The sequence below is a fragment of the Mesorhizobium abyssinicae genome (genome assembly GCF_049887195.1).
GTDB lineage: Bacteria > Pseudomonadota > Alphaproteobacteria > Rhizobiales > Rhizobiaceae > Mesorhizobium > Mesorhizobium abyssinicae.
On the sequence record NZ_JARAKC010000009.1, the window covers coordinates 110,444 to 131,094 of the forward strand.

General features: G+C 64.4%; 29 protein-coding genes and 2 pseudogenes. 20 read left to right on the forward strand and 11 right to left on the reverse strand.

What is annotated here, in order from left to right; all coding sequences use genetic code 11:
* Nucleotides 1–31: 31 nt before the first annotated feature.
* Entirely contained in the window at nucleotides 32–1,003 is a 972-nt protein-coding gene (locus PU724_RS20585) for an SDR family oxidoreductase (RefSeq protein WP_354423488.1), read from the forward strand.
* Nucleotides 1,004–1,038: 35 nt separating this feature from the next.
* Here PU724_RS20585 and PU724_RS20590 read toward each other — a convergent pair whose 3' ends face one another.
* On the reverse strand, nucleotides 1,039–1,194 hold the full coding sequence (locus tag PU724_RS20590; RefSeq protein WP_292106416.1) for a hypothetical protein: 156 nt from the start codon (nucleotides 1,192–1,194) through the stop codon (nucleotides 1,039–1,041).
* 307 nt (nucleotides 1,195–1,501) lie between these two features.
* On the opposite strand from PU724_RS20590, the gene PU724_RS20595 reads away from it, so the two are divergent.
* The 3 genes from PU724_RS20595 to PU724_RS20605 all read left to right on the forward strand — a co-directional run bounded on the left by PU724_RS20595 (nucleotide 1,502) and on the right by PU724_RS20605 (nucleotide 3,694).
* The gene (locus PU724_RS20595) at nucleotides 1,502–1,858 is read left to right on the forward strand and encodes an SPW repeat protein (RefSeq protein WP_127285774.1); all 357 of its coding nucleotides are present in this window, start codon (nucleotides 1,502–1,504) and stop codon (nucleotides 1,856–1,858) included.
* A 176-nt stretch (nucleotides 1,859–2,034) separates the two neighbouring features.
* Nucleotides 2,035–2,202: a hypothetical protein gene (locus PU724_RS20600; protein ID WP_426213564.1), complete on the forward strand. Its 168-nt coding sequence runs from the start codon at nucleotides 2,035–2,037 to the stop codon at nucleotides 2,200–2,202.
* Nucleotides 2,203–2,332: 130 nt separating this feature from the next.
* Nucleotides 2,333–3,694, forward strand: a complete 1,362-nt coding sequence (locus PU724_RS20605; protein WP_483238247.1) for an RtcB family protein — start codon at nucleotides 2,333–2,335, stop codon at nucleotides 3,692–3,694.
* A 116-nt stretch (nucleotides 3,695–3,810) separates the two neighbouring features.
* On the opposite strand, the gene PU724_RS20610 is transcribed toward PU724_RS20605, so the two are convergent.
* Nucleotides 3,811–4,365 carry an RBBP9/YdeN family alpha/beta hydrolase gene (locus PU724_RS20610; RefSeq protein ID WP_354423485.1) on the reverse strand — a complete coding sequence of 185 codons (555 nt, stop codon included), beginning with the start codon at nucleotides 4,363–4,365 and terminating at the stop codon, nucleotides 3,811–3,813.
* Nucleotides 4,366–4,476: 111 nt separating this feature from the next.
* Here PU724_RS20610 and PU724_RS20615 point away from each other — a divergent pair, with 111 nt between their 5' ends.
* From PU724_RS20615 to PU724_RS20630, 4 genes are all read left to right on the forward strand, one after another.
* The gene (locus tag PU724_RS20615; protein WP_127285772.1) at nucleotides 4,477–4,947 is read left to right on the forward strand and encodes an Lrp/AsnC family transcriptional regulator; all 471 of its coding nucleotides are present in this window, start codon (nucleotides 4,477–4,479) and stop codon (nucleotides 4,945–4,947) included.
* An 87-nt stretch (nucleotides 4,948–5,034) separates the two neighbouring features.
* Complete coding sequence (locus tag PU724_RS20620) at nucleotides 5,035–5,520, forward strand: hypothetical protein (protein WP_354423483.1); 486 nt, start codon at nucleotides 5,035–5,037, stop codon at nucleotides 5,518–5,520.
* Nucleotides 5,504–6,400 carry an HTTM domain-containing protein gene (locus PU724_RS20625; protein WP_292106403.1) on the forward strand — a complete coding sequence of 299 codons (897 nt, stop codon included), beginning with the start codon at nucleotides 5,504–5,506 and terminating at the stop codon, nucleotides 6,398–6,400. The genes PU724_RS20620 and PU724_RS20625 overlap by 17 nt, the downstream gene beginning before the upstream one ends.
* Entirely contained in the window at nucleotides 6,397–7,569 is a 1,173-nt protein-coding gene (locus PU724_RS20630; RefSeq protein ID WP_354423481.1) for a hypothetical protein, read from the forward strand. Before PU724_RS20625 ends, PU724_RS20630 begins: the two co-directional genes overlap by 4 nt.
* A gap of 123 nt (nucleotides 7,570–7,692) precedes the next feature.
* On the opposite strand, the gene PU724_RS20635 is transcribed toward PU724_RS20630, so the two are convergent.
* Nucleotides 7,693–8,475 (reverse strand): hypothetical protein, encoded by a 783-nt coding sequence (locus PU724_RS20635; RefSeq protein WP_354423479.1) that lies wholly within the window; start codon nucleotides 8,473–8,475, stop codon nucleotides 7,693–7,695.
* A gap of 192 nt (nucleotides 8,476–8,667) precedes the next feature.
* Nucleotides 8,668–9,138 carry an Lrp/AsnC family transcriptional regulator gene (locus PU724_RS20640; protein ID WP_354423477.1) on the reverse strand — a complete coding sequence of 157 codons (471 nt, stop codon included), beginning with the start codon at nucleotides 9,136–9,138 and terminating at the stop codon, nucleotides 8,668–8,670.
* Between the two features lie 151 nt (nucleotides 9,139–9,289).
* Here PU724_RS20640 and PU724_RS20645 point away from each other — a divergent pair, with 151 nt between their 5' ends.
* Together PU724_RS20645 and PU724_RS20650 are read left to right on the forward strand one after the other, a co-directional pair.
* The gene (locus PU724_RS20645; RefSeq protein ID WP_354423475.1) at nucleotides 9,290–10,045 is read left to right on the forward strand and encodes a tryptophan 2,3-dioxygenase family protein; all 756 of its coding nucleotides are present in this window, start codon (nucleotides 9,290–9,292) and stop codon (nucleotides 10,043–10,045) included.
* Nucleotides 10,046–10,360: 315 nt separating this feature from the next.
* Nucleotides 10,361–10,783 (forward strand): DoxX family protein, encoded by a 423-nt coding sequence (locus PU724_RS20650; protein ID WP_187331521.1) that lies wholly within the window; start codon nucleotides 10,361–10,363, stop codon nucleotides 10,781–10,783.
* 102 nt (nucleotides 10,784–10,885) lie between these two features.
* Here the strand turns inward: PU724_RS20650 and PU724_RS20655 are convergent, their stop codons facing one another.
* Together PU724_RS20655 and PU724_RS20660 are read right to left on the reverse strand one after the other, a co-directional pair.
* Nucleotides 10,886–11,191 carry a hypothetical protein gene (locus tag PU724_RS20655; protein ID WP_127286845.1) on the reverse strand — a complete coding sequence of 102 codons (306 nt, stop codon included), beginning with the start codon at nucleotides 11,189–11,191 and terminating at the stop codon, nucleotides 10,886–10,888.
* A gap of 76 nt (nucleotides 11,192–11,267) precedes the next feature.
* Nucleotides 11,268–11,537 carry a hypothetical protein gene (locus tag PU724_RS20660; protein ID WP_127286844.1) on the reverse strand — a complete coding sequence of 90 codons (270 nt, stop codon included), beginning with the start codon at nucleotides 11,535–11,537 and terminating at the stop codon, nucleotides 11,268–11,270.
* Nucleotides 11,538–12,020: 483 nt separating this feature from the next.
* Here PU724_RS20660 and PU724_RS20665 point away from each other — a divergent pair, with 483 nt between their 5' ends.
* From PU724_RS20665 to msrA, 9 genes and pseudogenes are all read left to right on the forward strand, one after another.
* The gene (locus PU724_RS20665; RefSeq protein WP_354423473.1) at nucleotides 12,021–12,461 is read left to right on the forward strand and encodes a hypothetical protein; all 441 of its coding nucleotides are present in this window, start codon (nucleotides 12,021–12,023) and stop codon (nucleotides 12,459–12,461) included.
* Entirely contained in the window at nucleotides 12,454–12,810 is a 357-nt protein-coding gene (locus tag PU724_RS20670) for a hypothetical protein (RefSeq protein ID WP_354423472.1), read from the forward strand. The genes PU724_RS20665 and PU724_RS20670 overlap by 8 nt, the downstream gene beginning before the upstream one ends.
* Nucleotides 12,770–13,408 (forward strand): annotated as a pseudogene (locus PU724_RS20675) (terminase large subunit domain-containing protein); the annotation flags it as partial. The gene PU724_RS20670 and the pseudogene PU724_RS20675, both read left to right, overlap by 41 nt.
* Nucleotides 13,409–13,748: 340 nt before the next feature.
* Nucleotides 13,749–14,801: pseudogene (locus PU724_RS20680) on the forward strand (phage terminase large subunit family protein); the annotation flags it as partial.
* Nucleotides 14,798–15,001 (forward strand): hypothetical protein, encoded by a 204-nt coding sequence (locus PU724_RS20685; protein ID WP_354423469.1) that lies wholly within the window; start codon nucleotides 14,798–14,800, stop codon nucleotides 14,999–15,001. The pseudogene PU724_RS20680 and the gene PU724_RS20685, both read left to right, overlap by 4 nt.
* Nucleotides 15,002–15,106: 105 nt before the next feature.
* Nucleotides 15,107–15,346 carry an ABC transporter permease gene (locus PU724_RS20690; protein WP_128274808.1) on the forward strand — a complete coding sequence of 80 codons (240 nt, stop codon included), beginning with the start codon at nucleotides 15,107–15,109 and terminating at the stop codon, nucleotides 15,344–15,346.
* 178 nt (nucleotides 15,347–15,524) lie between these two features.
* Nucleotides 15,525–15,848 carry a hypothetical protein gene (locus PU724_RS20695; protein WP_127392067.1) on the forward strand — a complete coding sequence of 108 codons (324 nt, stop codon included), beginning with the start codon at nucleotides 15,525–15,527 and terminating at the stop codon, nucleotides 15,846–15,848.
* 117 nt (nucleotides 15,849–15,965) lie between these two features.
* Complete coding sequence (locus tag PU724_RS20700) at nucleotides 15,966–16,865, forward strand: ankyrin repeat domain-containing protein (RefSeq protein ID WP_292101695.1); 900 nt, start codon at nucleotides 15,966–15,968, stop codon at nucleotides 16,863–16,865.
* Between the two features lie 130 nt (nucleotides 16,866–16,995).
* Nucleotides 16,996–17,514: a peptide-methionine (S)-S-oxide reductase MsrA gene (msrA, locus tag PU724_RS20705; RefSeq protein WP_127287090.1), complete on the forward strand. Its 519-nt coding sequence runs from the start codon at nucleotides 16,996–16,998 to the stop codon at nucleotides 17,512–17,514.
* A 287-nt stretch (nucleotides 17,515–17,801) separates the two neighbouring features.
* Here the strand turns inward: msrA and PU724_RS20710 are convergent, their stop codons facing one another.
* Entirely contained in the window at nucleotides 17,802–17,996 is a 195-nt protein-coding gene (locus tag PU724_RS20710; protein ID WP_126055200.1) for a hypothetical protein, read from the reverse strand.
* Nucleotides 17,997–18,164: 168 nt separating this feature from the next.
* Here PU724_RS20710 and PU724_RS20715 point away from each other — a divergent pair, with 168 nt between their 5' ends.
* A complete protein-coding gene (locus PU724_RS20715; RefSeq protein ID WP_127311448.1) occupies nucleotides 18,165–18,434 on the forward strand; it encodes a hypothetical protein in 270 nt (89 codons plus the stop codon).
* A gap of 8 nt (nucleotides 18,435–18,442) precedes the next feature.
* On the opposite strand, the gene PU724_RS20720 is transcribed toward PU724_RS20715, so the two are convergent.
* The 4 genes from PU724_RS20720 to PU724_RS20735 all read right to left on the reverse strand — a co-directional run bounded on the left by PU724_RS20720 (nucleotide 18,443) and on the right by PU724_RS20735 (nucleotide 20,607).
* Nucleotides 18,443–18,952, reverse strand: a complete 510-nt coding sequence (locus tag PU724_RS20720) for a hypothetical protein (protein WP_354423466.1) — start codon at nucleotides 18,950–18,952, stop codon at nucleotides 18,443–18,445.
* Between the two features lie 511 nt (nucleotides 18,953–19,463).
* Entirely contained in the window at nucleotides 19,464–19,934 is a 471-nt protein-coding gene (locus tag PU724_RS20725; RefSeq protein ID WP_127311446.1) for a GFA family protein, read from the reverse strand.
* 171 nt (nucleotides 19,935–20,105) lie between these two features.
* Nucleotides 20,106–20,396 (reverse strand): hypothetical protein, encoded by a 291-nt coding sequence (locus tag PU724_RS20730; RefSeq protein ID WP_292350521.1) that lies wholly within the window; start codon nucleotides 20,394–20,396, stop codon nucleotides 20,106–20,108.
* Between the two features lie 43 nt (nucleotides 20,397–20,439).
* Entirely contained in the window at nucleotides 20,440–20,607 is a 168-nt protein-coding gene (locus PU724_RS20735) for a Thivi_2564 family membrane protein (protein ID WP_127287442.1), read from the reverse strand.
* Nucleotides 20,608–20,651 lie beyond the last annotated feature (44 nt).

Below are 20,651 nucleotides of genomic sequence, written 5' to 3' on the forward strand. Positions count from 1 at the left end.
GCGTTGTCCCTTCGAACCGAAGGAGAAACCGATGCTGACAAGGTCCGACACGTCGAAAGCCGCCCAGAAGCAGCGCCGGGTGCAGCGCAAGGTCGATGCGCGCGACCGCCGCAGCCCGAAGGCTAAGGAGCCGCCCGCCATGCAGGCCGGCGCCCGCCGCTATCCCGAACCGCCCTTTCCGAAGCAGCATCATCCGAAGCCCGGCCAGGAGTGGGCGATCGAGCCGGCGCCGCTCTACGACGCGCCGTTCTGGCAGGGCTCGAAGAAACTCGACGGCAAGGTGGCGCTGATCACCGGCGGCGATTCCGGCATCGGTCGCGCCGTGGCGGTGCTGTTCGCGCGCGAAGGCGCCGACGTTGCCATCGCCTATCTCAGCGAGGATCGCGACGCCGAGACGACGAAGCGCGCCGTCGAGGCCGAGGGCAGGCGCTGCCTGGCGCTGCGCGGCGATGTCGCCAAGCGCGCCTTCTGCCGCAAGGCGGTCGAGCAGACCGTGAAGGCATTGGGTGGCCTCGACGTGCTGGTCAACAACGCTGCCTTCCAGGTTCATTCGACCGATTTCGCCGACCTCACCGAGGAGCATTTCGACACCACGCTGAAGACCAATCTCTACGGCTATTTCCAAATGGCGCAGGAGGCCGTGCCGCGCATGAAGCCGGGCTCGGCCATCATCAACACCGGTTCGGTCACCGGCATCGAGGGGTCGAAGCATCTGGTCGACTATTCGATGACCAAGGGCGGCATCCACGCCTTCACGCGCGCTCTGTCGGGCAACCTGATCGGCAAGGGCATCCGCGTCAACGCGGTGGCGCCGGGCCCGGTCTGGACGCCGCTCAACCCTTCGGAGAAGGAGGCCGAGGATGTCGCCCAGTTCGGCGCCAAGACGCCGATGAAGCGGCCGGCCCAGCCGGAGGAGATCGCGCCGGCCTATGTGTTCCTCGCCTCGCCGCAATGCTCAAGCTACATCACCGGCGAGATCCTGCCGATCGTCGGCGGCTATTGAGGAGGCTTGCGTGATCTTGAGATGCGGGGAGGGGCCTAACCCTTGCGCTTGCCTTCGGAGGGTGCCTTCACGATGACCTGCGCCTCGCGCATTATCCGGAGCGCCTCGTCGCGGGTCAGGCCGCATTTGCGGGCGAAGTAGGATGCCTCATAGGCCTCGGCCGCGGAGGCAGCCGGGATCGCGGAAAGCATCGGTCTTGGTTTCTTCTTGGCCATCGGTTCACGATACCACGAATCGTTTAGTCAGCTAATATGGCAACTTTGTTTGCCAAAGCAAATTTTTGCTATTTGCAATGCCGTCATGGGCGAACGTGCCGATGGCCCGAGGGTTCCTCCAAAAAAGCGACGCATCTCCAGCCGGCGGCACGGAGGCCGCGGGTCAGGCAAAAGTAGCCTAAACCTTGAAGGATTTTGAAACGTAATTATATCAATGACTAAGCGTGCTCTTGCACGCGAAACGTAGTGCTTTGGTCAAGCTTCATCTTCATGGAGGTTGTCTATGGCAATGATGATGGAAGGAAAGAGGGGCCAGGATTGGATCAATCTTGTCCTCGCGATCTGCCTGTTCATCTCCCCCTGGATCATCGGGTTCGCCGCTGAGACGATGCCCGCGTGGAACGCCTGGATCGTAGGCGTTGCGCTCGGCGCGCTGGCCTTGGCGACGCTTTCGGTGTTCGCGGAGTGGGAAGAATGGGTCAATCTCGTCCTCGGCCTTTGGCTGATCGTCTCACCCTGGCTGCTGGGCTTCATGGCAAACGCCAACGCGATGGCGACCCATGTTGTCCTCGGCATTCTGGTGGTTGCCGCATCGGCCTGGGCGGTCTGGGATGTCCATCATCCGCACGCGCATGCGTGACGGGTGATTAACTGGGAGCCCGCCGCGCGAGCGGCGAGCTCCTTTGAAGCAATTCCAGGAAAAGTGTGCGGCCCGTCCGGGACTGCGCAGGAGACATGCCGGGGCATGGGCTGAACGCCGGTGGCCGCGCCTTCACGAATTGCTGCAACCGGAAAGCATTTCGTGCATTCTTGGGAATGGCCTCGATGCTCCGCCCCGAAACGCCCGCGAAATGCTGCTCCTACTGCGGCGGCCGCGACCACGAATTCGATGACTGCCCCAAGCGCAAGGCCGATGCCGAGAAGCAAAAAGAGACGGCGCGCGAAGAGTTGGATCGCGCGGGCGAAAGATCTCCCTCGAACTGAGCGCGTCGCCGCCGCCGTCTGATCATGGCATGGCCACGGCGCTTCCGGCGCGATGGCGGTTCTGCCGGCTGGATCGCGCGGGCGCGATGTGGTAATCACCGCGCCTTTTTGGCGACGGGGAACGGCCGTGATTACCGGCAAGGATCTCATCCAGTGGGGCTTCAAGCCTGGGAAGTGGTTTCCCGGGGCGATTGACGATGCCCGGCGCATGGAGGGCGAGGGCAGGTCGCAGGACGAGATATTCGCCCATCTCCAGACGCTCATGCCGGTCGAGATGATGCCGCGCACCAACGCGCTGCCGTTCGGCGTTTTCCTCGAACCCGAGAATGATGTCGAGCGAGAAAATCTCGGGCTGGTCGTGGAAGCGATGGACGCGCTTCTGCGCACGCCGACCGTAGTGTCAGGTGTCGTCATGCCTGACGCATGTCCGGCCGGCACCATTCCGGTCGGCGGCGTCGTGGCGACTAGGAACGCCATCCATCCCGGCTTCCATTCGGCCGACATCTGCTGCTCGATGGCCATCACCGTCTTCAAGCGCAACGACGACCCGAAGAAGATCCTCGACGCCGCCTTCGAGATCACGCATTTCGGTCCCGGCGGCCGCAAGGACCAGCGCGGCTGGGCGATGCCCGCCGAGCTTTCGGCGCGCTTCAAGGCCAACCGGTTCCTCTCCGACGTGACGGCGATCGGCGACAGCAATCTCGGCACGCAGGGCGACGGCAACCACTTCCTCTATGTCGGGCATCTGCGCTCGACCGGACAGCCGGCGATCGTCACCCATCACGGCTCGCGCGGCCCGGGCGCCATGCTCTACAAGCGCGGCATGGCGGTTGCCCGCCGGCATACCGCGATCGTCTCGCCGAAGACGCCGCCGGGTGCCGCCTGGATCGAGGCCGACACGCCGGACGGCCGGGCCTATTGGGACGCGCTGCAGGTCATTCGCGAATGGACCAAGCAGAACCATTTCCGCATCCATGACCGCATCCAGGCCAAGCTCGGCAACCAGATCGCCGACCGCTTCTGGAACGAGCACAATTTCGTCTTCCGCCGCGACGACGGGCTTTTCTACCACGCCAAGGGGGCGACGCCCTCCTTCGCCGGCTTTTCGCCGGACGATGACGGCCGCACACTGATCCCGATGAACATGAGCGAGCCGATCCTGATCGCCGGCCATGCCGACAAGAAGGCGGCGCTCGGCTTTTCGCCGCACGGCGCAGGCCGCAACATGAGCCGCACGCGCTATCTGCGCGAGGTGATCGGCAGCCGCAACTTCGACGATGTGGTGAAGGCCGAGACGAACGGGCTCGACATCCGCTTCTGGCTCGGCACGCCGGACCTGTCGGAACTGCCGGCTGCCTACAAGAGCGCGAGCCAGGTGGTCGGCCAGATCGAGCGGCACCGCCTTGCAACGATCGACGACTTCGTCGACCCTTACGGCTCGATCATGGCGGGCGACTGGCAGAAGGACATGCCCTGGCGGGACCGGAGGTGAGTGGCTCGTGAGTGCCTGCGGCCATCCTCCGGTGCCCGCGGAGGCGGCAGCGACGAGCTTCAGCGCCCCGTGCACTTCGCCGCCTTGCTCAGGTCATCGTTCGTCGCTTCCGCCAACTAGGCCCCTGCCGTCTCGCTTTGCACCTCGCTCGCGAAAGCCGCCAACAGGTCCATTCCCTCGGTCCAATCACCCAGTCCGCTGTCGCCATTGATGTGGCCGAGCGCTCCCGCAACATGGAGGCCGCTTCCCCATTGCGCGGCCTTTGTCCCGGCATGATCCAGCGAGCCGTAGGGGTCGTCGCTGCTGGCGACGATGAGCGAGGGAAAGCGGAGCCGTCCCGCCGGCGCGCCGGCAAAACCGCGCACCGAGGCCGGAAAGGCCTGGCTCGCCGGATCGGGAACCGCGACCAGGAAGGCGCCGGCGCAGGCATCCTTCGAGACAAGCTGCCAATGCGCGACCAGCAGGCAGCCGAGGCTGTGGGAAATCAGCACAGGCGGGGCATTCGCCGCCGCCACCGCAGCGTCGAGGGCGCCGATCCAGTCGTCGAGATCCGGCTGCTCCCAACTTGCCGGGCTGAAGCGGCGCATGGCCGGGTTCGCCCGCTGCCAGCGCGTCTGCCAGTGTGCTTCGCCCGATCCGCCGATGCCGGGCACGATGATGAATTCGTTCATGGACTGCCTATTCCTGTCGATGCGATGCCGGCAATTCTAGGCCTTCCGCCAGCCGGCGGAATGAGAGATCATCGGAAAGCAGGCAGGTTTCCCGATGGATTGAAGGCAGGCATGGCAAACGGCGAGACAAGAGCGAGGCTCGACCCCACCGACATGGCGATCGTGGAGATCCTGCAGGAGGACGGCCGCATCGGCATTTCCGCGCTTGGCCGGCGTGTCGGCCTGTCCCAGCCCGCTACTTCCGAGCGGGTGAAGCGGCTGGAAGAGCGCGGCATCGTCTCCGGCTATCGCGCGGTGGTCGACCCGACCGCCCTCGGGCTCGGCACCATGGCCGTCATCCGCCTGCGCACCACGCATGAGCACATCCAGGCCTGCCTGAAGAAATTCGCGCAGATGCCGGAGGTGATCGAGGTCCTGCGCGTGACCGGGGAGGACTGTTTCCTGGTCAAGGTGCTCGTCCCGTCGCCGCCCGATCTCGAGGCAATCGTCGATGGCATCGGCCGCTACGGCGCGGTGACCACGAATGTGGTGCTGCGGGCCGAGCCGCCGAAGCGGCTGGGGCGGGAGCTGGTCATGAGATGAGCGCCGAGGTGCAGTCTACCGCCGCCAGTGGCGCACCGCGCATCGGCCACAAACGCGGCCTCGAGCCCTGACTTTTTCTGGGGGGAGTTGAAAAACGGGCGTCGAACCGGTCTATATCGGGGCGGGGGTGCGCGGGTGACGGATATCGTCTCGATCAGGGTGAGTGCGGAGCCTGCCGGGCGGCTGTCGGCAGGGCGCTTGCGGTTGTTCGCATTCATCGCCATCGCCGCGTTCATGATCGCCGGACCGGTAGCGGAGCAGGTCTTCGGGGTCCGATCGGCATGGCTGCGGTCCTGGACCATGTTCAGCGCGATCGGGATGGGCGTGATCGACGCTTCCTTCGAAATCCGCCGGCCCGACGGCGCGCTTGTCCCGCTCGACCGCTTCATGCTCGGCGCCTCTCGCCACGGCAGGCTTAAGCGGATCGAAAGCCGCGACGGACTCGCTTCCGTCATCAAGCGGCTCTGCACGGCCGCCGGGCAGGGCGCCGACATCCGCGTCCGCGCGCGCCAGGCCGCGCGCGGCGGCTGGCAGACCATCCATAGCGATGCTGAAAATGCCTGCGCCGACTGACGCTATCGCCGGCTGGCGTCCGATTGATGCCGTGGCGGCACGCTTCGTCGGCTGGGCGGTCGACACCGAGGGCTCGTCGCGTTCGTCCGCGTTGATCCGCATCGGCCTGGCGATGCTGTTCTGGTCGCGCTGGGCGGGCGAACTGCTGCTCTACATCGACCAGTCGCCGGCCGGCCTGTTTCTGGCCGTCAACTTCTTCACGGCGACAGCGCTGCTCTTCGTCGGCTATCACAGCCGCATCGCCGCCGTCTGGACCGGCTCGGTCGGGCTGGCGATGTACTATTATTTCGGCTTCCAGCTTGGCCACGAGCCCTGGACCCACCATCATATCTATCTGCTAGCCGTCGCAGCCCTTCTGATCGCTCTCACCCCCTGCGGCCGCTCCTATTCGCTGGACCGCTACCTGGCGGTGATGCGCGCCGAACGCGCCGGCCTGCCGCCGCCGGCGGAACGCGGCAATCTGTGGGGGCTAAGGTTGATCGTGGTGCAGCTCTCGGTGCTCTATTTCTTCGCCGCCTTCGACAAGTCGAGCTACGCCTTTCTCAGCGGCGCGCGGATCGAGCAGATATTCCTCTGGTACTACGCCGGCTCGGACTATCCGGCCGGCCTTGCCTGGCTCGCAATCGTCGTTTCCGTCGCCGTGGTCGTGCTCGAATACTGCCTGGCCTTCGGCCTGCCGTTTCGCCGCAGCAGGCGCTACCTGGTCCTGCCTGGCCTGGCCTTTCACGCCATCATCTATCTGACGCTGCCGGTCTATACGTTCAGCGCCACCATGGCGTTGCTCTATCTCGCCTATTTCGATGCCGATGCCGTCGACAAGGTCATTGCGCGTCTCCAGGGGAACGGATTGGCAGGGACTGCCGGAGAGGAAATTTCGTGAAGCGTGGTTTGTTGTTTTCGGGCGCACTCGTGGTCGCGGGGGCCATCGGCCTGGCCATGGTCTGCGGCGCGGCCCGTGCCGGCAGTGCTGAAGCCTATTATCCCAAGCGCGCGTGGGGTTCCTTCAACGGCGGCCAGATGAACACGTCGCTGCTCGTGTTCCGCGACCTCAACAGGAACGGCGTCTACGATCTCGGCGACCGGCCGATGTCGCGCGCGGCCGTCGAGCTCGACAAGCCGAACGGCAGCAGCATCATGCGGTTGACCAATGTCGACGGCTTCGCCAATTTCCGGATGTCGGTCATCCAGCGCGATCTCGAAGTCGTCGACCCCGGACATTACGCGTTCCGGGTCGTGCCTCCGCCGGGCTTCTCAGTCACCACCGGCAACGCCTCGCAGGAAAGCGACTATGTCGTTTCGCCCGGATCGCCGGGCGATATGATCGCGCTGCGCACGACGCACCCGGTCGGGCTCGCGGCGGATCTGACGATCAGCGGCGCTGTCGCCGCCGGATCGCGCGTTTCCTTGACAGGGCCGGACGGCGTCACGGCCGCTGCCAAGGTCGGACCGGACGGGCGCTTCAGCGCTCCCGCGACATCGGGCGAATGGCTGGTAGACGTCTCGGTCGGCGGGGCGACGCAGCGCCGGCACGTTGTCGTCGGCGCGGCGCCGGTGGTGCTCTCAGCGTTTTCAGGCAAGGGCGGACCTGAGGAGGAGCCGCTGCCCAACCAGCATATTGTAGGCTTCGACGACCTGATGACGTCGCCCGGCGTGTTCGAAATTCCGTCCGGTTATGGCGGGCTCAACTGGTACAACCTCGTTGCCATGCACCAGAGCTTCACCGCAGGCCCGGGCTACATCAACACCACCATGTCGGGCGAGTTCATCGCCTACAACAGCTCGGGACACCCGGCGCAGGTGTTCAGCGACAAGCCGTTCGATTTCACAGGCGCCTATTTCGGCGTGGGCTGGGACGACGCGGAGGGCGAGACGCTTGTCCTCAAGGCCTGGCGGGGCGACCAGCCTGCCTATGAGGATCAGTTCGTGCTGTCCGCTAACGGGCAGGTCTACTTCGCGGCCGACTACAGACGCGTCACGCGGCTCGAGATCCGGACACTGCATTACTGGCAGGCGGCGATCGACGATTTCGCCTACCGCACGGGTCAGTAGCGGTTCAGGGAGCGACCCGCCGCGTTCCGACGTTTGCCCGGCTCCGGGCCTGATGTTTGTCGCACGGGCGCAATGCATCAAAACGGGAACCTGAAGCGCGACGCCCTTCAAGGCCAGGCCGGATCAGCAGGACGATCCCTGGGAGGTTGCGCAGGAACGCGGGCCGCCATCCGAATGGCCGGTATCGTGACGGCTGCCGCCATGTCCGCCGGAGTTGCCATTGCCGCCCGAGCTGCCATTGCCGCCGGAACCACCGTTTCCTCCGGAACCGCCATTACCGCCGGAACCACCGTTTCCACCGGAGCCGCCGTTTCCACCGGAGCCACCGTTTCCACCGGAGCCGCCGTTTCCACCGGAGCCACCGTTTCCACCGGAGCCGCCGTTTCCACCGGAGCCACCGTTGCCGCCGGAGCCGCCATTCCCACCGGAACCACCGTTTCCACCGGAGCCGCCGTTGCCGCCGGAGCCACCGTTTCCACCGGAGCCGCCATTTCCACCGTTGCCGCCGTTCCCGCCGTTTCCACCGGCGTCGCCACCGTTGCCGCCGTTTCCACCGGCGTCGCCACCATTGCCGCCATTGCCGCCATTGCCGCCGTTGCCGCCTGCGGAGCCACCGTTGCCGCCGTTGCCGCCATTTCCGCCTGCGGCTTGCGCCAGAAGAGCGCGCTTGGCCTCCTGCAACTGGGCAGCCGGATCCATCGACCGCTGGAATCCGTCGCGCGGCCCCGGCAGCACCGACGCCGCCCGAGGTGCCGTCGGCAGCAGCATGGTCGACGCGAGCAGCGCCGCTGCCAGTACATGGCGCGCAGTAATGGCATTCGCCCTGAATGCGAAAAGCCGCGGCAGTCCTCCCACCGCCCGCCCGGCAGGCTCCGCACTGATTCTGATCGAGATCACATCCACCACCCGCGATTCCCCGTCCCTACATAGACCGGTTCAACGCCCGTTCCGAAACCCTCCCAGAAAAAGTCAGGGCTCGACGCCGCGCGTGCGCGGCCGGCATCCGCGGCCGGCATCCGGGGTGAGATTGGGCCTCAGGCCGGCCTTGGGCCATTTTCCTGGCGGGGGTGCTGCTCTCAAGTCATCTGGTTTGCGCGCTCATCTCCTCAGCGCATGCGTTGCCGCATCGGCAAACGAGATGTCGCCCTTGATCTCGCGCATCGCCATCGAGGTGATGGTGCGGCGCACGCCGGGCAGCCGGCTGAGCTCCTCGCGCAGCATGCGGTCGAGCGCCATCATGTCGACGGTCACGATCTGTAACAGATAGTCGGCCTCGCCGGTCGTGGCGTAGCAGCGGCGGATCAGAGGATGCCGCTTCACCGCCGCCTCGAAGGCGTCCGACACCTCGAAGTCGATCGACACCTGGATGAAGGCCTCGATGCCGAAGCCGATTGCCGCCGGATCGACGCGGGTGGAATAGCCGCGGATGACGCCGGCGTCCTCCAGCGCCTTGACCCGCTTCCAGCACGGCGTCTTGCTCAGCCCCACCGACTCGGCCAGTTCGCCGAAGGAGAGGCGCGCGTCGCGCTCGAGCGCCGCGACGATCTTGCGGTCGAGGGTATCCAGCATGGATCGTTCTCCAGGTATAGCAATATTGCAAGCATTCGTCCTTCAATTCTTGCCATTTGGATAACAGAAAGGAACAATGTTCAAGCCCAAAGGGTCTATCATCGATTTCAGGACCCAACACATGCCCCGGGCCGGGGCAGGGAGAAGAACCATGCTGAAGTCGGAATATCACGCCCGCATCGAGGCGCCGGAGATGCGCGACTACGGCGTCTATCTGCAGTGCGACAAGCTTCTGCAATGCCAGAAGCCGCTGGCCGAAATGGTCAATGCCGACGAACTGCAGTTCCAGATCGTGCACCAGGTCGAGGAGCTGTGGATGAAGCTCATCGCCTACACGCTGGCCGACGTCCTCGACTATCTGGAGAAGCAGGACACGCACCGCATCGTCACCCTGATGGGCCGCGTGCACCGGCTGATGCGGCTGATGACGGCTCAGCTCGACGTGCTCGAAACCATGTCGCCCAAGGAATACCAGCAGATCCGCCTGCAGCTCGGTAATGGCAGCGGCCAGGAATCGCCCGGCTTCAAGCTGCTCTTGCGCATGCCGCCGGATCTCTGGCGCGGCTTCAAGGCTGCCTATCTCGACGGCCGCGGGCTTTCCGTCGAGGATATCTATGACGCGCGCTACGATCATGGCGACGCCTATGTCGTCGCCGAGGCGCTGATCGAGTTCGACGAACTGTTCCAAAAATTCCGTGCTAACCACCTCTACCTCATTCACCGCTCGATCGGGCTGGGCTCCAGGTCGCTGAAGGGCCGCCCGGTGGAGATGCTGGAAGGCGGCGCCCGCCACCGCTTCTTCCCCGAGCTCTGGGATATACGCTGCGACATGACCGACCGCTGGGGTGCCGAGTACGGCACGGTCAGGGAGTCGATCAGCCATTGTCCCCACGCGAAGGCGGGGTAGGGCGGCGCCGCGAGACGATCGCACGCCGAGTTCCTTCGCGCCCCCCTCTGTCCTGCCGGACATCTCCCCCACTTGGGGGGAGATTAGTTGTTTCGGCGCCCCCGCTTGTCCTGCAACGTTGGCGATTGGCGAAAGCTGGCGTCACATCTGATCTCCCCCCTTGTGGGGGATATGTCCGGCAGGACAGAGGGGGCGCTGTCCCGCCGACGTCGGCCTTGTTTGGCCTCAAGGGCAACAAAATTTCCCGACCCTGTCGGAACCATCGCCCTTCCTCCGTCCTTGGAGCATCAACAAGCTTCAATCCGGAGGACTATCGTGGAAAATGTTCAATCGACCTGGCAGACCGCAGTCATCCTCATCGCCCGCCTGATCTTCGCCGCCATGTTCGCGATGGGCGTGGCCTTCAAACTCATGGATATCGGCGCCACTGCCGGCTACATCGCCGCCGCCGGCTTCCCGTTCCCGCTGTTCCTGGCCTGGTGCGCGGCGATCCTGGAGACGCTGCTGGTGATCGCCTTCCTCACCGGCGCCTTGCTGACCCCGGCAGCGCTGATCGGCGCGGTCTACGTCACCTTCCTCGGCTTTGCCTTCCACGGCCCTTCGCACTGGGCCGGCAACCAGGCCGAGTTTGGCGCCTTCATGTCGCATTTCCCGTTCGCCGCCGGCCTGCTCTTCGCCGCCGTTCACGGACCGGGCAGCGTGCTTTCGCTGCGCCAGGGCTGGCCGGGCAGGGCGTGAAACTCATTCCTTCTCCCCGTTAACGGGGAGAAGGTGCCCGAAGGGCGGATGAGGGGCCGCGCCGGCATCGACAGTTGGCCGCCCCGAGATGCACCCACTCCCTCACATCTGATCGTTGTAAGGTTCCTTCATCTGGCCGACCATGCGGGCGAGCTTCGAGAAGGACGGCATGTCCGCCTCCGGCTGGCAGCGGTTGGCGAGCTCCAGGAGCCGGATCGGGAAGTTGACGGCATCGCGGCTCGATGCCGACATGCCTTCGGAGCGTTCCTCGCCGGTCTCGCTGGCCTCGGCCCGGCGCAAGGCGATGTCGATCTCATCGACGGTCAGCACTCCCTTGCGCACCAGCACTTGGTTGATCGACGCGACGGCCATCAACAGGCCCTCGAGCTGCAGATTGGCGACGTTCATGGCGGTTCCTCCCCATTGGTTTGCGCTTTAACGCGCGAAGGGGCGTTTCCGATCCGATGTAGTCAGGTGGCTCACCCTACGCCTCCAGCAGGCGCTCGCCATATTCCTGCCAGAGCGCCCTGACCTCGCGGCCGCCGAGCGGCGGGGTGGCCCGGTCGCCGTAGGAGATGGCGACGGCGCTGAGATCGTACTGGCCGTCGGACCGGACGATGAAGCGGATCGCCTCGCCGAGCGGCCTCGAGTGGAAGACCGGATCGGCCTGGCCCGTGCCAAGACTGCGAACGCCAGAAATGATTGCCGGCTGATGCCGCATCCTGAAGACGGATGCCATGGCGGGTCTGTCCATGCTGCTTCCCCCGAGTCTCCGGGGCAAAATGATCCCATAAGCGCCGGCTAATGGCCAGACGGGGTCAAAACCATGTTGTGAATACCGCAGTGCCAGCAGGGGCGGTGAGGGGGGGCAATTATTCCTAGGAAAATTTACCCATAACCTATTGCCCGCTGCAGGCAGCTATGCTACTCTTTTGTCCATGGTGCTGATTTGCGCCAACGACCCGCCGCGAGGCGGGTTTTGTGTTTCAGCCTTCCTCGATCTTAGTCCTCCGGGTCAAAGCTGGCGGGACAGCGCCCCCCTCTGTCCTGCCGGACATTTCCCCCACGAGGGGGAGATTGGCAGCTTTGCCGCCGGCTCTCACCTTTGCGACCTTGGAAGTTGGCGAAGGCCGTCATGATTGCTGATCTCCCACCCGTGGGGGAGATGGCCGGCAGGACAGAGGCGGCGCGAAGGACCGCGCCTCTCAGATCAATCCACACCACCCACGAGCGCCCCATGCCCCGCTACGCCACCATCATCACTGCCGACGACGGAAGCGACACCGTCAGCGCCATCGGCATCTTCGAGGGCGCCGCCAGGCCGCTGCGCCCCGGATGCGAGGAAGTCGTGCCCGGCGTGCTGATCGGCATGGTGCGCGGCGGGCCGGTCGACCCGGTCGGTGGGTTCGGTTTTCCGTTGGGGGCGCAGGGCGGTCGAATGATCGGCATCGCCAGGATGGCGAGGCCCGACAGGCGCGAGCCGGCCGCCGCCCGGATCGAAGCCGCGCCGACCGGCGCGGCGGCATCTGCCGAGGGCGATGCGCCCAAGCCGGTGCGCAAGCCGGCCAAGCCAAGGCGCGCCAAATCCGGCAAGCGCCGGAAGCCGGCCGGCAAAACCGCCAAGCCGGCGGTCGCAGCTGCGCCCGGCAGCAACGAACCGGACGGGTCCCATGGCTGATGCGCCGTTGCGGTCGCGCCGCGCGCGCAAGCCGGCAGGCGTTGCTGGACGCCCGAAGCGGACGAAAAAAACCATCGGCGATGATTTCACCGCCGCTTTGCGCCAGGATTTCCGCGATCATGGCGCCGGGGTCATCGCCAAGGTCAGGGCGGAAAAGCCGGACCAGTATCTGAAGATCGTGCTGTCGGTGCTGCCCGGCCCGAAGGACCCCGATCCCAACACTCTGGACACGCTGAGCGATGAGCAGATCCGCGCCCGCATCCGCGCCCTCGAAGCGATCGTCAGGCCGTTCCTCGGGGACGCAGTACCTGGCGCTGCTGACGGAGCTGGAGCGCCGCCGCCGCGCTAACCTTTTGGCCGCCTACCGGCCGTATCCCAGGCAGGCGGAGTTCCATGCCGCGGGCGCCTTGAACCGCGAGCGGCTGTTCATGGCCGGCAACCAGCTCGGCAAGACCAGGGCAGGCGGCGCCGAATGGGCGATGCATCTCACCGGACGCTACCCGGACTGGTGGCGTGGCAAGGTGTTCGACACGGCCGTGCGGCTTTGGGCCGCCGGCGTCACCGGCGAGGGAACGCGCGACAACCCGCAGCGCGTGCTCATCGGCCCGCCGCAGCAGCGGGCCGACTGGGGCACCGGCATGATCCCCGCCGACGCGATCGCCCATACCGTGATGGGACGGGGCGCACCGGGGGCGCTGGACAGCGTCGTCGTGCGTTGGGGCGGCGGCGGTGACGTCCAGGCCTCCGAGAGCGTGCTCTCCTTCAAGTCCTACGAAAAGGGCCGCGAGAAATGGCAGGGCGAGACCCTGCACGGCGTCTGGTTCGACGAGGAGCCGCCGCTGGACATCTATAGCGAGGGCCTGACGCGCACCAACGCGACAGGCGGGATAACGATCGTGACGTTCACGCCGCTCTTGGGGATGAGCGATGTGGTGTTGCGGTTTTTGAATGCGGGGGAGATGGGCGAGCAACGTCTCAAGTAGGCGTCTTCGCTACCCCCTCTATACGGCATTGGAGGTTGGCGAAGGCCGCGGAGCGCATAATCTCCCCCCTTGTGGGGGAGATGCCCGGCAGGGCAGAGGGGGGCGCTGTCCCGCCAGCCTCTCAAGGTGCCTCCCTCCACCCTTTCGACGGTTCGAAGGGCGGAAAGTTCCGCAGTTCCGCAAGTCGAGTTCCTTCACGCCCCCCTCTGTCCTGCCGGACATCTCCCCCACGAGGGGGGAGATTGGCAGCTTGGCCGGCGGGCGCCAATGCCACAAGGGGAGAAGGGAAAGGACCGCCATGTCCCGACACGTCACCTTCATGACCATCGACGACGCCGAGCACTACACGCCGGCCGAGCGCGCGGCGATCATCGCCGCCTATCCCGAGCATGAGCGCGAGGCGCGGGCGAAGGGCGTTCCGGTGCTGGGCTCGGGCCGCATCTTTCCGGTGCCGGAGGAGATGATCGCCTGCGAGCCGTTCCGGCTGCCGCGCTGGTGGCCGCGCATCGGCGCGCTCGATTTCGGCTGGGACCATCCTTCGGCCGCGGCCGAGCTTGCCTGGGATACCGAGGCTGATGTCGTCTATGTCACCAAGGCGGCGCGCGCCTCGCAGCAGACGCCGGCGATGCAGGCGCTCGCCCTGAAACCCTGGGGCGACTGGCTGCCATGGGCCTGGCCGCGCGACGGCCGCCGCGAGACGCTGGAAGGCGCCGGCACCGCGCTCGCCAGGCAATACGCCGCGCACGGGCTGAACATGCTTGCCAGCCACGCCCGCTTCGCCGACGGCTCGGTCTCGGTCGAGGCCGGGCTGATGGAGATGCTCGACCGCATGCAGTCCGGCCGCTTCAAGGTGTTTTCGACGCTGCTCGACTGGTTCGAGGAATTTCGCCTCTATCGCCGCTTCTACTGGGATGCCGTCGCCGGCGCCGAACTCCCCGCCGGCCTCGACTATGCCGTTTTCGACTTTGCCGTGAACAGCGGGCCGGGCAGGGCGGCGAAATACCTTCAGGCGATCGTCGGCGCCACCGAGGACGGCCGGATCGGCCCAGCCACGCTTGGCGCCGTCAGGGCCCGGCCCGCCGGTGTCGTCATCGATGGGCTGTGCGACGCGCGTCTGGCGTTTCTCAAGCGGCTGTCGACCTGGCCTACCTTTGGCCGGGGCTGGAGCCAACGGGTCGGCTCGGTACGGGCCGAAGCGCTGCTGTTGTCGGTGGCCAAACCGCCGGCCCCGTCCGCGCCTTCGGCTGAAGCCGCGCATCCGGAGGCAACGGCCAATCCCGCCGCGCCCGCCGGCAAGGCGTTCTGGCGGTTGTTGCTCGCCATCTTCAAAACCATTCTTGGAGGCAAGAAATCATGATTGCCGTCATCATCCGCATCGCGCTGCGCTACGGCGCGGCGATCCTCGTCGCCCGCGGCCTGCTCGGCGCCGGCGACGCCACCGCCCTGTCGGGCGACCCCGACATCCAGATGGCGCTCGAAACCGGCATCGGCCTGGCAATCGGCCTCGGCACCGAGGCCTGGTACGTGCTCGCTCGCAAGTTCCACTGGCAAAGGTGAGGGGGGGCAAATGAACGAGGTCTTGACCGAACTCCTGCGCCAGGCGCTGCCCTGGATGGCGGGTGCGCTCCTCATCGTTGCGGCACTTGTCGTGTGGTGGCTGTCATGACGGCGCTTCTCTCTTTCCTGTTCGACAATCCCGCGATCCTTGGCCTGCTGGCCTCCGTCATTGCCGCGCTCGGCTGGGGCTTTCGCCAGCGGTTAGCCGGCGCCGAGGCCGAGCGCAGCAGGCAGGCCAAAGCCGAGGCAGCGGCCCGCGCGCTCGCCGACCGGGTCGACAACGACATCGGCGCTCTGCCCGCGGGCGCCATCAAAAAGGAGTTGAAGGCATGGGCAAGGGATTGATTGTCATGCTGCTTACCGCGGCTTTGGCCGGATGCACCACGAGCACTGGCGGCTTCTGCGCCGTTTCCAGGCCGCTGCGCCTCTCCGCCAAAGCCGTTGACGCGCTTTCGGACGAGGAAGCAAGGGCGCTGCTTGCGCACAATCGCAAGGGCCAAAAACTCTGCGGCTGGAGGCCCTGATGCAGGATCTGTTCGATCTCTTGGGCATCAAGGGCCCTGTGGTGGCCGCGGGGCTGGCAGGCGGCGCATTGCGGGCCCTGTCGCGTCACCGCTACAAGCTGCGCGAAATGATCGCTTCGCCGATCTGCGGCGCGCTTGCCGCCGCCTATCTGACGCTGCCGGCTGTGGCCTGGTTCAAGGCAAGCGGCCTGCCGATCCCCGATCCTGCCGACGACACCACGACCTTGGCTGCCGCCTTCCTGATCGGCGTCTCGGCGATGTGGATCTCGGACATTCTGTTCGAGGTCGTCGTGCGGAAATTCAAGCCGACAAGCGAAGAGTGATCTGCCGCGCCGCGCGCTCCTTGGTCTTCGAATAAGCATCTGCTAATGTTTGTTCTGTGCATGGAGCCGCAATCGGAGCCAAACCTGTGCGCTTTTTCTGACCAATGAGAGGGCACAATGATCAAGCTGGGACGCATCTGCGTAGTAAGGACTTTGTGGGTCCTTTGGCTTTTTACACTGCCCGCCCAGGCGAACAACTTGAATGATCTTGTCAAGAAGGGCGACGTCGCAGCGGTGGCTTCCGCCTTGGACAAAGGCGCCGCCATTAACGAAATTGACGGTGTTACGGCGCTCTACATCGCCTGCGAAAAAGGAAATGTCGAGTTAGCACAACTTCTGATCAAGCGTGGGGCGGACGTTAGCCTGCCCGTCAGTTGGCAAAGAACGCCGCTCTACGCCGCCAACAAGGGCGGGTACGCTGACATCGTGAAGCTGTTGCTCGACAACGGGGCCGACCCAAATCAGGTGGCGAAAGCGCAAACGCCGCTTCACGTAGCTGCCGAGAATGGCTGCCTCCAGTGCGTCATCCATCTCGTGGACGCCGGAGCAGCGGTCAACGCGCTGACATCGAATGGAAGTCCACCCATACATCTGGCCAAGCTGAGTGGTCACGACGACGTCGTGGCCTACTTGCGCAGTCATGGCGCCAGCCGACCGGCCATTGCGCCGATTTCGGCACGACTTGCATCGGCAAACGCTGAATCGGGCAAAGAACTTTTCGGCAAGACGTGCGGGACTTGTCATCTTGTCGTGCCGGGGGTCAAGAATCCCAAGCCCAATCTGTGGGGCATCGTGGGGCGGCCGAAGGCCTCGCAAGGCGATGTCGAGTATTCGTCGAGTCTAAAGGACGCCGGTGGCGATTGGACTTTTGAGGAACTCAATTTGTTCATCTCAAATCCCGCGCTCGCGTTGCCTGGAACAGATATGCTTTTCCCGGGCCTGCAGGACGAGAAGCAGCGAGCGGACCTCATCGCATACCTGCGGACCTTGAGTGACACACCGTTGCCGCTTCCCTAGAATTGGTTTTCATGTCCTCCCGTCCTCAATCCAGGCGGCTGTCGTTGCTGCGGCCTTACCAGGACGCTTGAGCGGCTGGACGAAGAGCGCCACAATCCCCATCTATGGAGAAATCCAAGGGAGATATGATATGGCGACTTCCACCGAACGAGCGGTGCTTGCTGGCGGCTGCTTTTGGGGCATGCAGGATCTGATCCGGCGCTATCCGGGTGTGATCTCGACCCGTGTCGGCTACAGTGGCGGCGACGTGCCCAACGCCACCTACCGCAACCACGGCACCCATGCGGAGGCCATCGAGATCATTTTCGATCCGGCCAGGATCAGCTACCGCACGCTGCTCGAATTCTTCTTCCAGATCCACGATCCGACGACCAGGAACCGTCAGGGCAACGATGTCGGGATGAGCTATCGCTCGGCGATCTACTATACCAGCGACGACCAGAAGCGGGTTGCCGACGACACCATCGCCGATGTCGAGGCCTCGCACCTGTGGCCGGGAAAGGTCGTCACCGAGGTCGCGCCGGTCGGCCCTTTCTGGGAAGCCGAACCCGAGCATCAGGACTATCTGGAGAAATATCCGAACGGCTATACCTGCCATTTCGTCAGGCCGGGGTGGAAGCTTCCGGTTCGTGAAAAGGCGGCGTCGTAAGCCCGATCGGTGCTTGGCAGGTTTTTCCCGCCTGCGCCGGAACATTAGTTCTGGCTAAGAGTTCATCCCCCGGCAGCGCGTAACGGTTTGCTGCCTGATCGGGGCCGGCATCCCGATCCAGCCCGCGTCCCCTGCGAGAGGCGCGGGCTTGCTTGTGTCCATAACTCGATTTGGACTTGCCGATCCCACCAATTTCGCCCGTCGTGCCAGAAGGCACGGCGGGCTTTTTTGCGTTCAGGTCCCGGCAACGCCCATGGCTCACGCCGCGGCCCAATACCGTCCCGGATCTAGCCCTTGGCGCGACGGCCGTCGCTTTCATGGTTCCCGATCCAGTGCGCGCGGATGCGGTCGCTGGTTTCGAGATAAGCCATGTCGATCAGATAGGTCAGAAGCTTCTCGCCATCGGCTTCGGCTTTCTGACGCAGTTCACGCAAGATCCCCTGCGCAAACTGCAGGTTTTCCATTTTGCTCGGCTGGTCCATCGCTGCCCCCAATGTCTGCATGTGAATTCTGGCTGACTGTTGCTTGCATCAAGATTTTGGCGAGACTCACGGCGAAGCTGTGCTCGGTTGTGTCGGCGTCCGATCAACGAAGCTGTTGGACATTCTTCGGAAATGTCGATATTTTGCGCGACCAATCGGACCGCGACGATGCACGAAGACGAGGGCAGCACTCCTGACAAGTTGCAAGCCATGCTGGATGTGATTGCCAGGAACGGCCCTTCGAGCCACAGCGAGCAGTCCGATATCGGCAAGCTGAAGGCAGACGCGGCCAGCGCGGCCGCAGTGTTGGTTCAATTCTACGGCGACACGGCGCTCGAACGTGCCAAGTTGCTTGAGCGGCGCTCGCCGCAGTCCCATTTCGCCCGCCTGGTCACTGCCGAAGTCAGCAAGCACGGCAAGGGTCCGCCCGGAAGCTAGGGTGCGCGCTAGGAGGATTTGCGCCTCCTCGATCCGCCGCCAAGACGCAGCTGCACCTCTTCGTGGGCATTGTCCAGCAAGTAGAACAGCAGATCCTGTCCGATCGACTGCGAGATTTCCTTGGCCTGCTCGATATGCTGATGGATCTCGCGCAAGGAGGCCTCCTCGCAATCCTCTTCTTGCGTCAGGTCGACGAACCAGCCGGGATAGACAGCCGCTTCTCCAAGGCTGTCGACATAGCATTGGCCGACTGCCAGGATCTTGCGAAGGCCCATCTTCTCCGAACGGACTTTGCAGACCTCGCGGAAGCTCGATCGGCGCTCTACCGCCCGGCGGATCGCAACATTGACCCGCAGCCGGTCCTCGGCCTCGATGCTTTCCATGCATCTTTCGAGGGGAGCGCCACGCGAGAACTCCTCGAGCGTGAGTCCGAAATAGTCGGAGAGGTTGGCGTCACCGTAGACACGGTTTCGCTTGATGTCCCAGGTCCAGAACCCGTCGATCGGTGGATATCGCAAATGAACGCTGCGACCTCCTGCAGGCATCGCCGCCATGAAAACCGCCCCGTTCGGCTTCAAGATTCGCAATAGTATGTAACATAGGCGAAAAGAAACAAGGTGGCCTTTTGTACAAGACCATCAAGGATCACGTTGCGTCAGAGGGTTTGGGTACTTGGGTAGCGTAATTGATGTCGTGAAAAAAATAACTTGGGGAGAATTTTCTTTCATGGAAAGAATGTCTGGCCTGGTAGCGCAACCATAACTTGGTACTTCACAAGATAACCAAGCTACAAGACTGGCAAAACAATAGCAAAGGTTGTGCCGGTCTGCCTGAAGAACAACTCCGCAGGGCTGCGAGGCCGACGCGGCAATGTTGGGAACGTTGCCTGAACCGCGCCGGCCAAAGCGGTTTCCAGAAGTCCACCGCAAGTCGAATCTTAACTGAGCATTGGGGCAGCGGCAAACCGACCATCGGTTGCAAAATGCAAGCCGATTTACCCGTCGATCCAGATGGAAGCTGGCCTGCCTCTTAGGCCAGCTTGCGCTGGAGTAGGTTGTCCGAGGGCGCCTCGTTACTGTCCGCCGTAGTTCCCGGCTCGTCTGCCGGCGATTCGCCATCGACGCGATCGTGTTCGAATTGCTGCGCGCCGGGCAACGGCTGCAGCCAGTGTTCGCGCCTCACGATCCACAGTTCGTAGGTGGGCTCGAGCTCCGTCGGCGCCACATCTAGGCTACCGAGCATCACTTCGACTTCCTCCTCGCCGACCGTGGTTACGCGGCCGCCGCAGGTCGGGCAGAAACTTCTGCCGCCATAGGTGCTGACGATGCCGGCCGTCTCGAAGGCTTCGAGCGGCCAGATGGCGAAGGCCTGGTAGGCCGATCCGCTGGTCTTGCGGCAATCCTTGCAGTGGCAAAGCCCGATCCGAAGCGGCTCGCCCGTCACCGAGAACTGGACACCGCCGCATAGGCAGCTGCCGCTGCGCCTGACATCACTGGACATGGCTGTTTCCTCCTGGGTCGCGCCGCTCTGGTCAGCCGGCCGCGACAACATGCCGGGAAATGTCTAACCCGAATCAATTCGCGCGAGGCGCAAACGGTTCCACGCTGCGCGCGGCGGCGAGGGCGACGCCACCGCAATCAGTTTGCGCAAGTTGTCAGCTTTCGCGAGTTTTCAGTTCGGGAAGTCGAAAACCGGCTCCTGGCAGCGGTAGACGCGGCACTGGCCGTCGCGCGTCGGAACGGAGGCGGCGGTGGGCACCTCCGGCCAGTCGCATTCATTGCCGAACTGGCGCACATAGCGCTCGTAGGTGTTTTGGCCGGTGGTCAGCACGGTCGCACGCTGGCTGTGGATCAGCGACCGTACCTGTTCGCAGCTCATTGCACGCGTGTCGGGGCGGGCATGAGCCGTGGCGGCGGCACACAACAACGCGCCGGCAATCCATGCGATCGAACGAGCCTTCATCGTCGGCAACCCCAGCTTGAACTTCCTTCTCTTAGAGAAAGGATCAGAAAACGGCCAGATACTTCAACAGCGAAACGATGCCGATGATGATAACGACGATCTGCGCGATCTGTCGCGTGCGGCCGTCAAGCGGGAGGCGCTGGACGAGGTAGAGCACGAGGATGATCACCAGGAACGTGATCAGGATGCCGATGAGCGCCGATGAAGCCACGTCCTGTCTCCCTGGTATCGTTTCGAGCTCAAAAGCAAACGTCG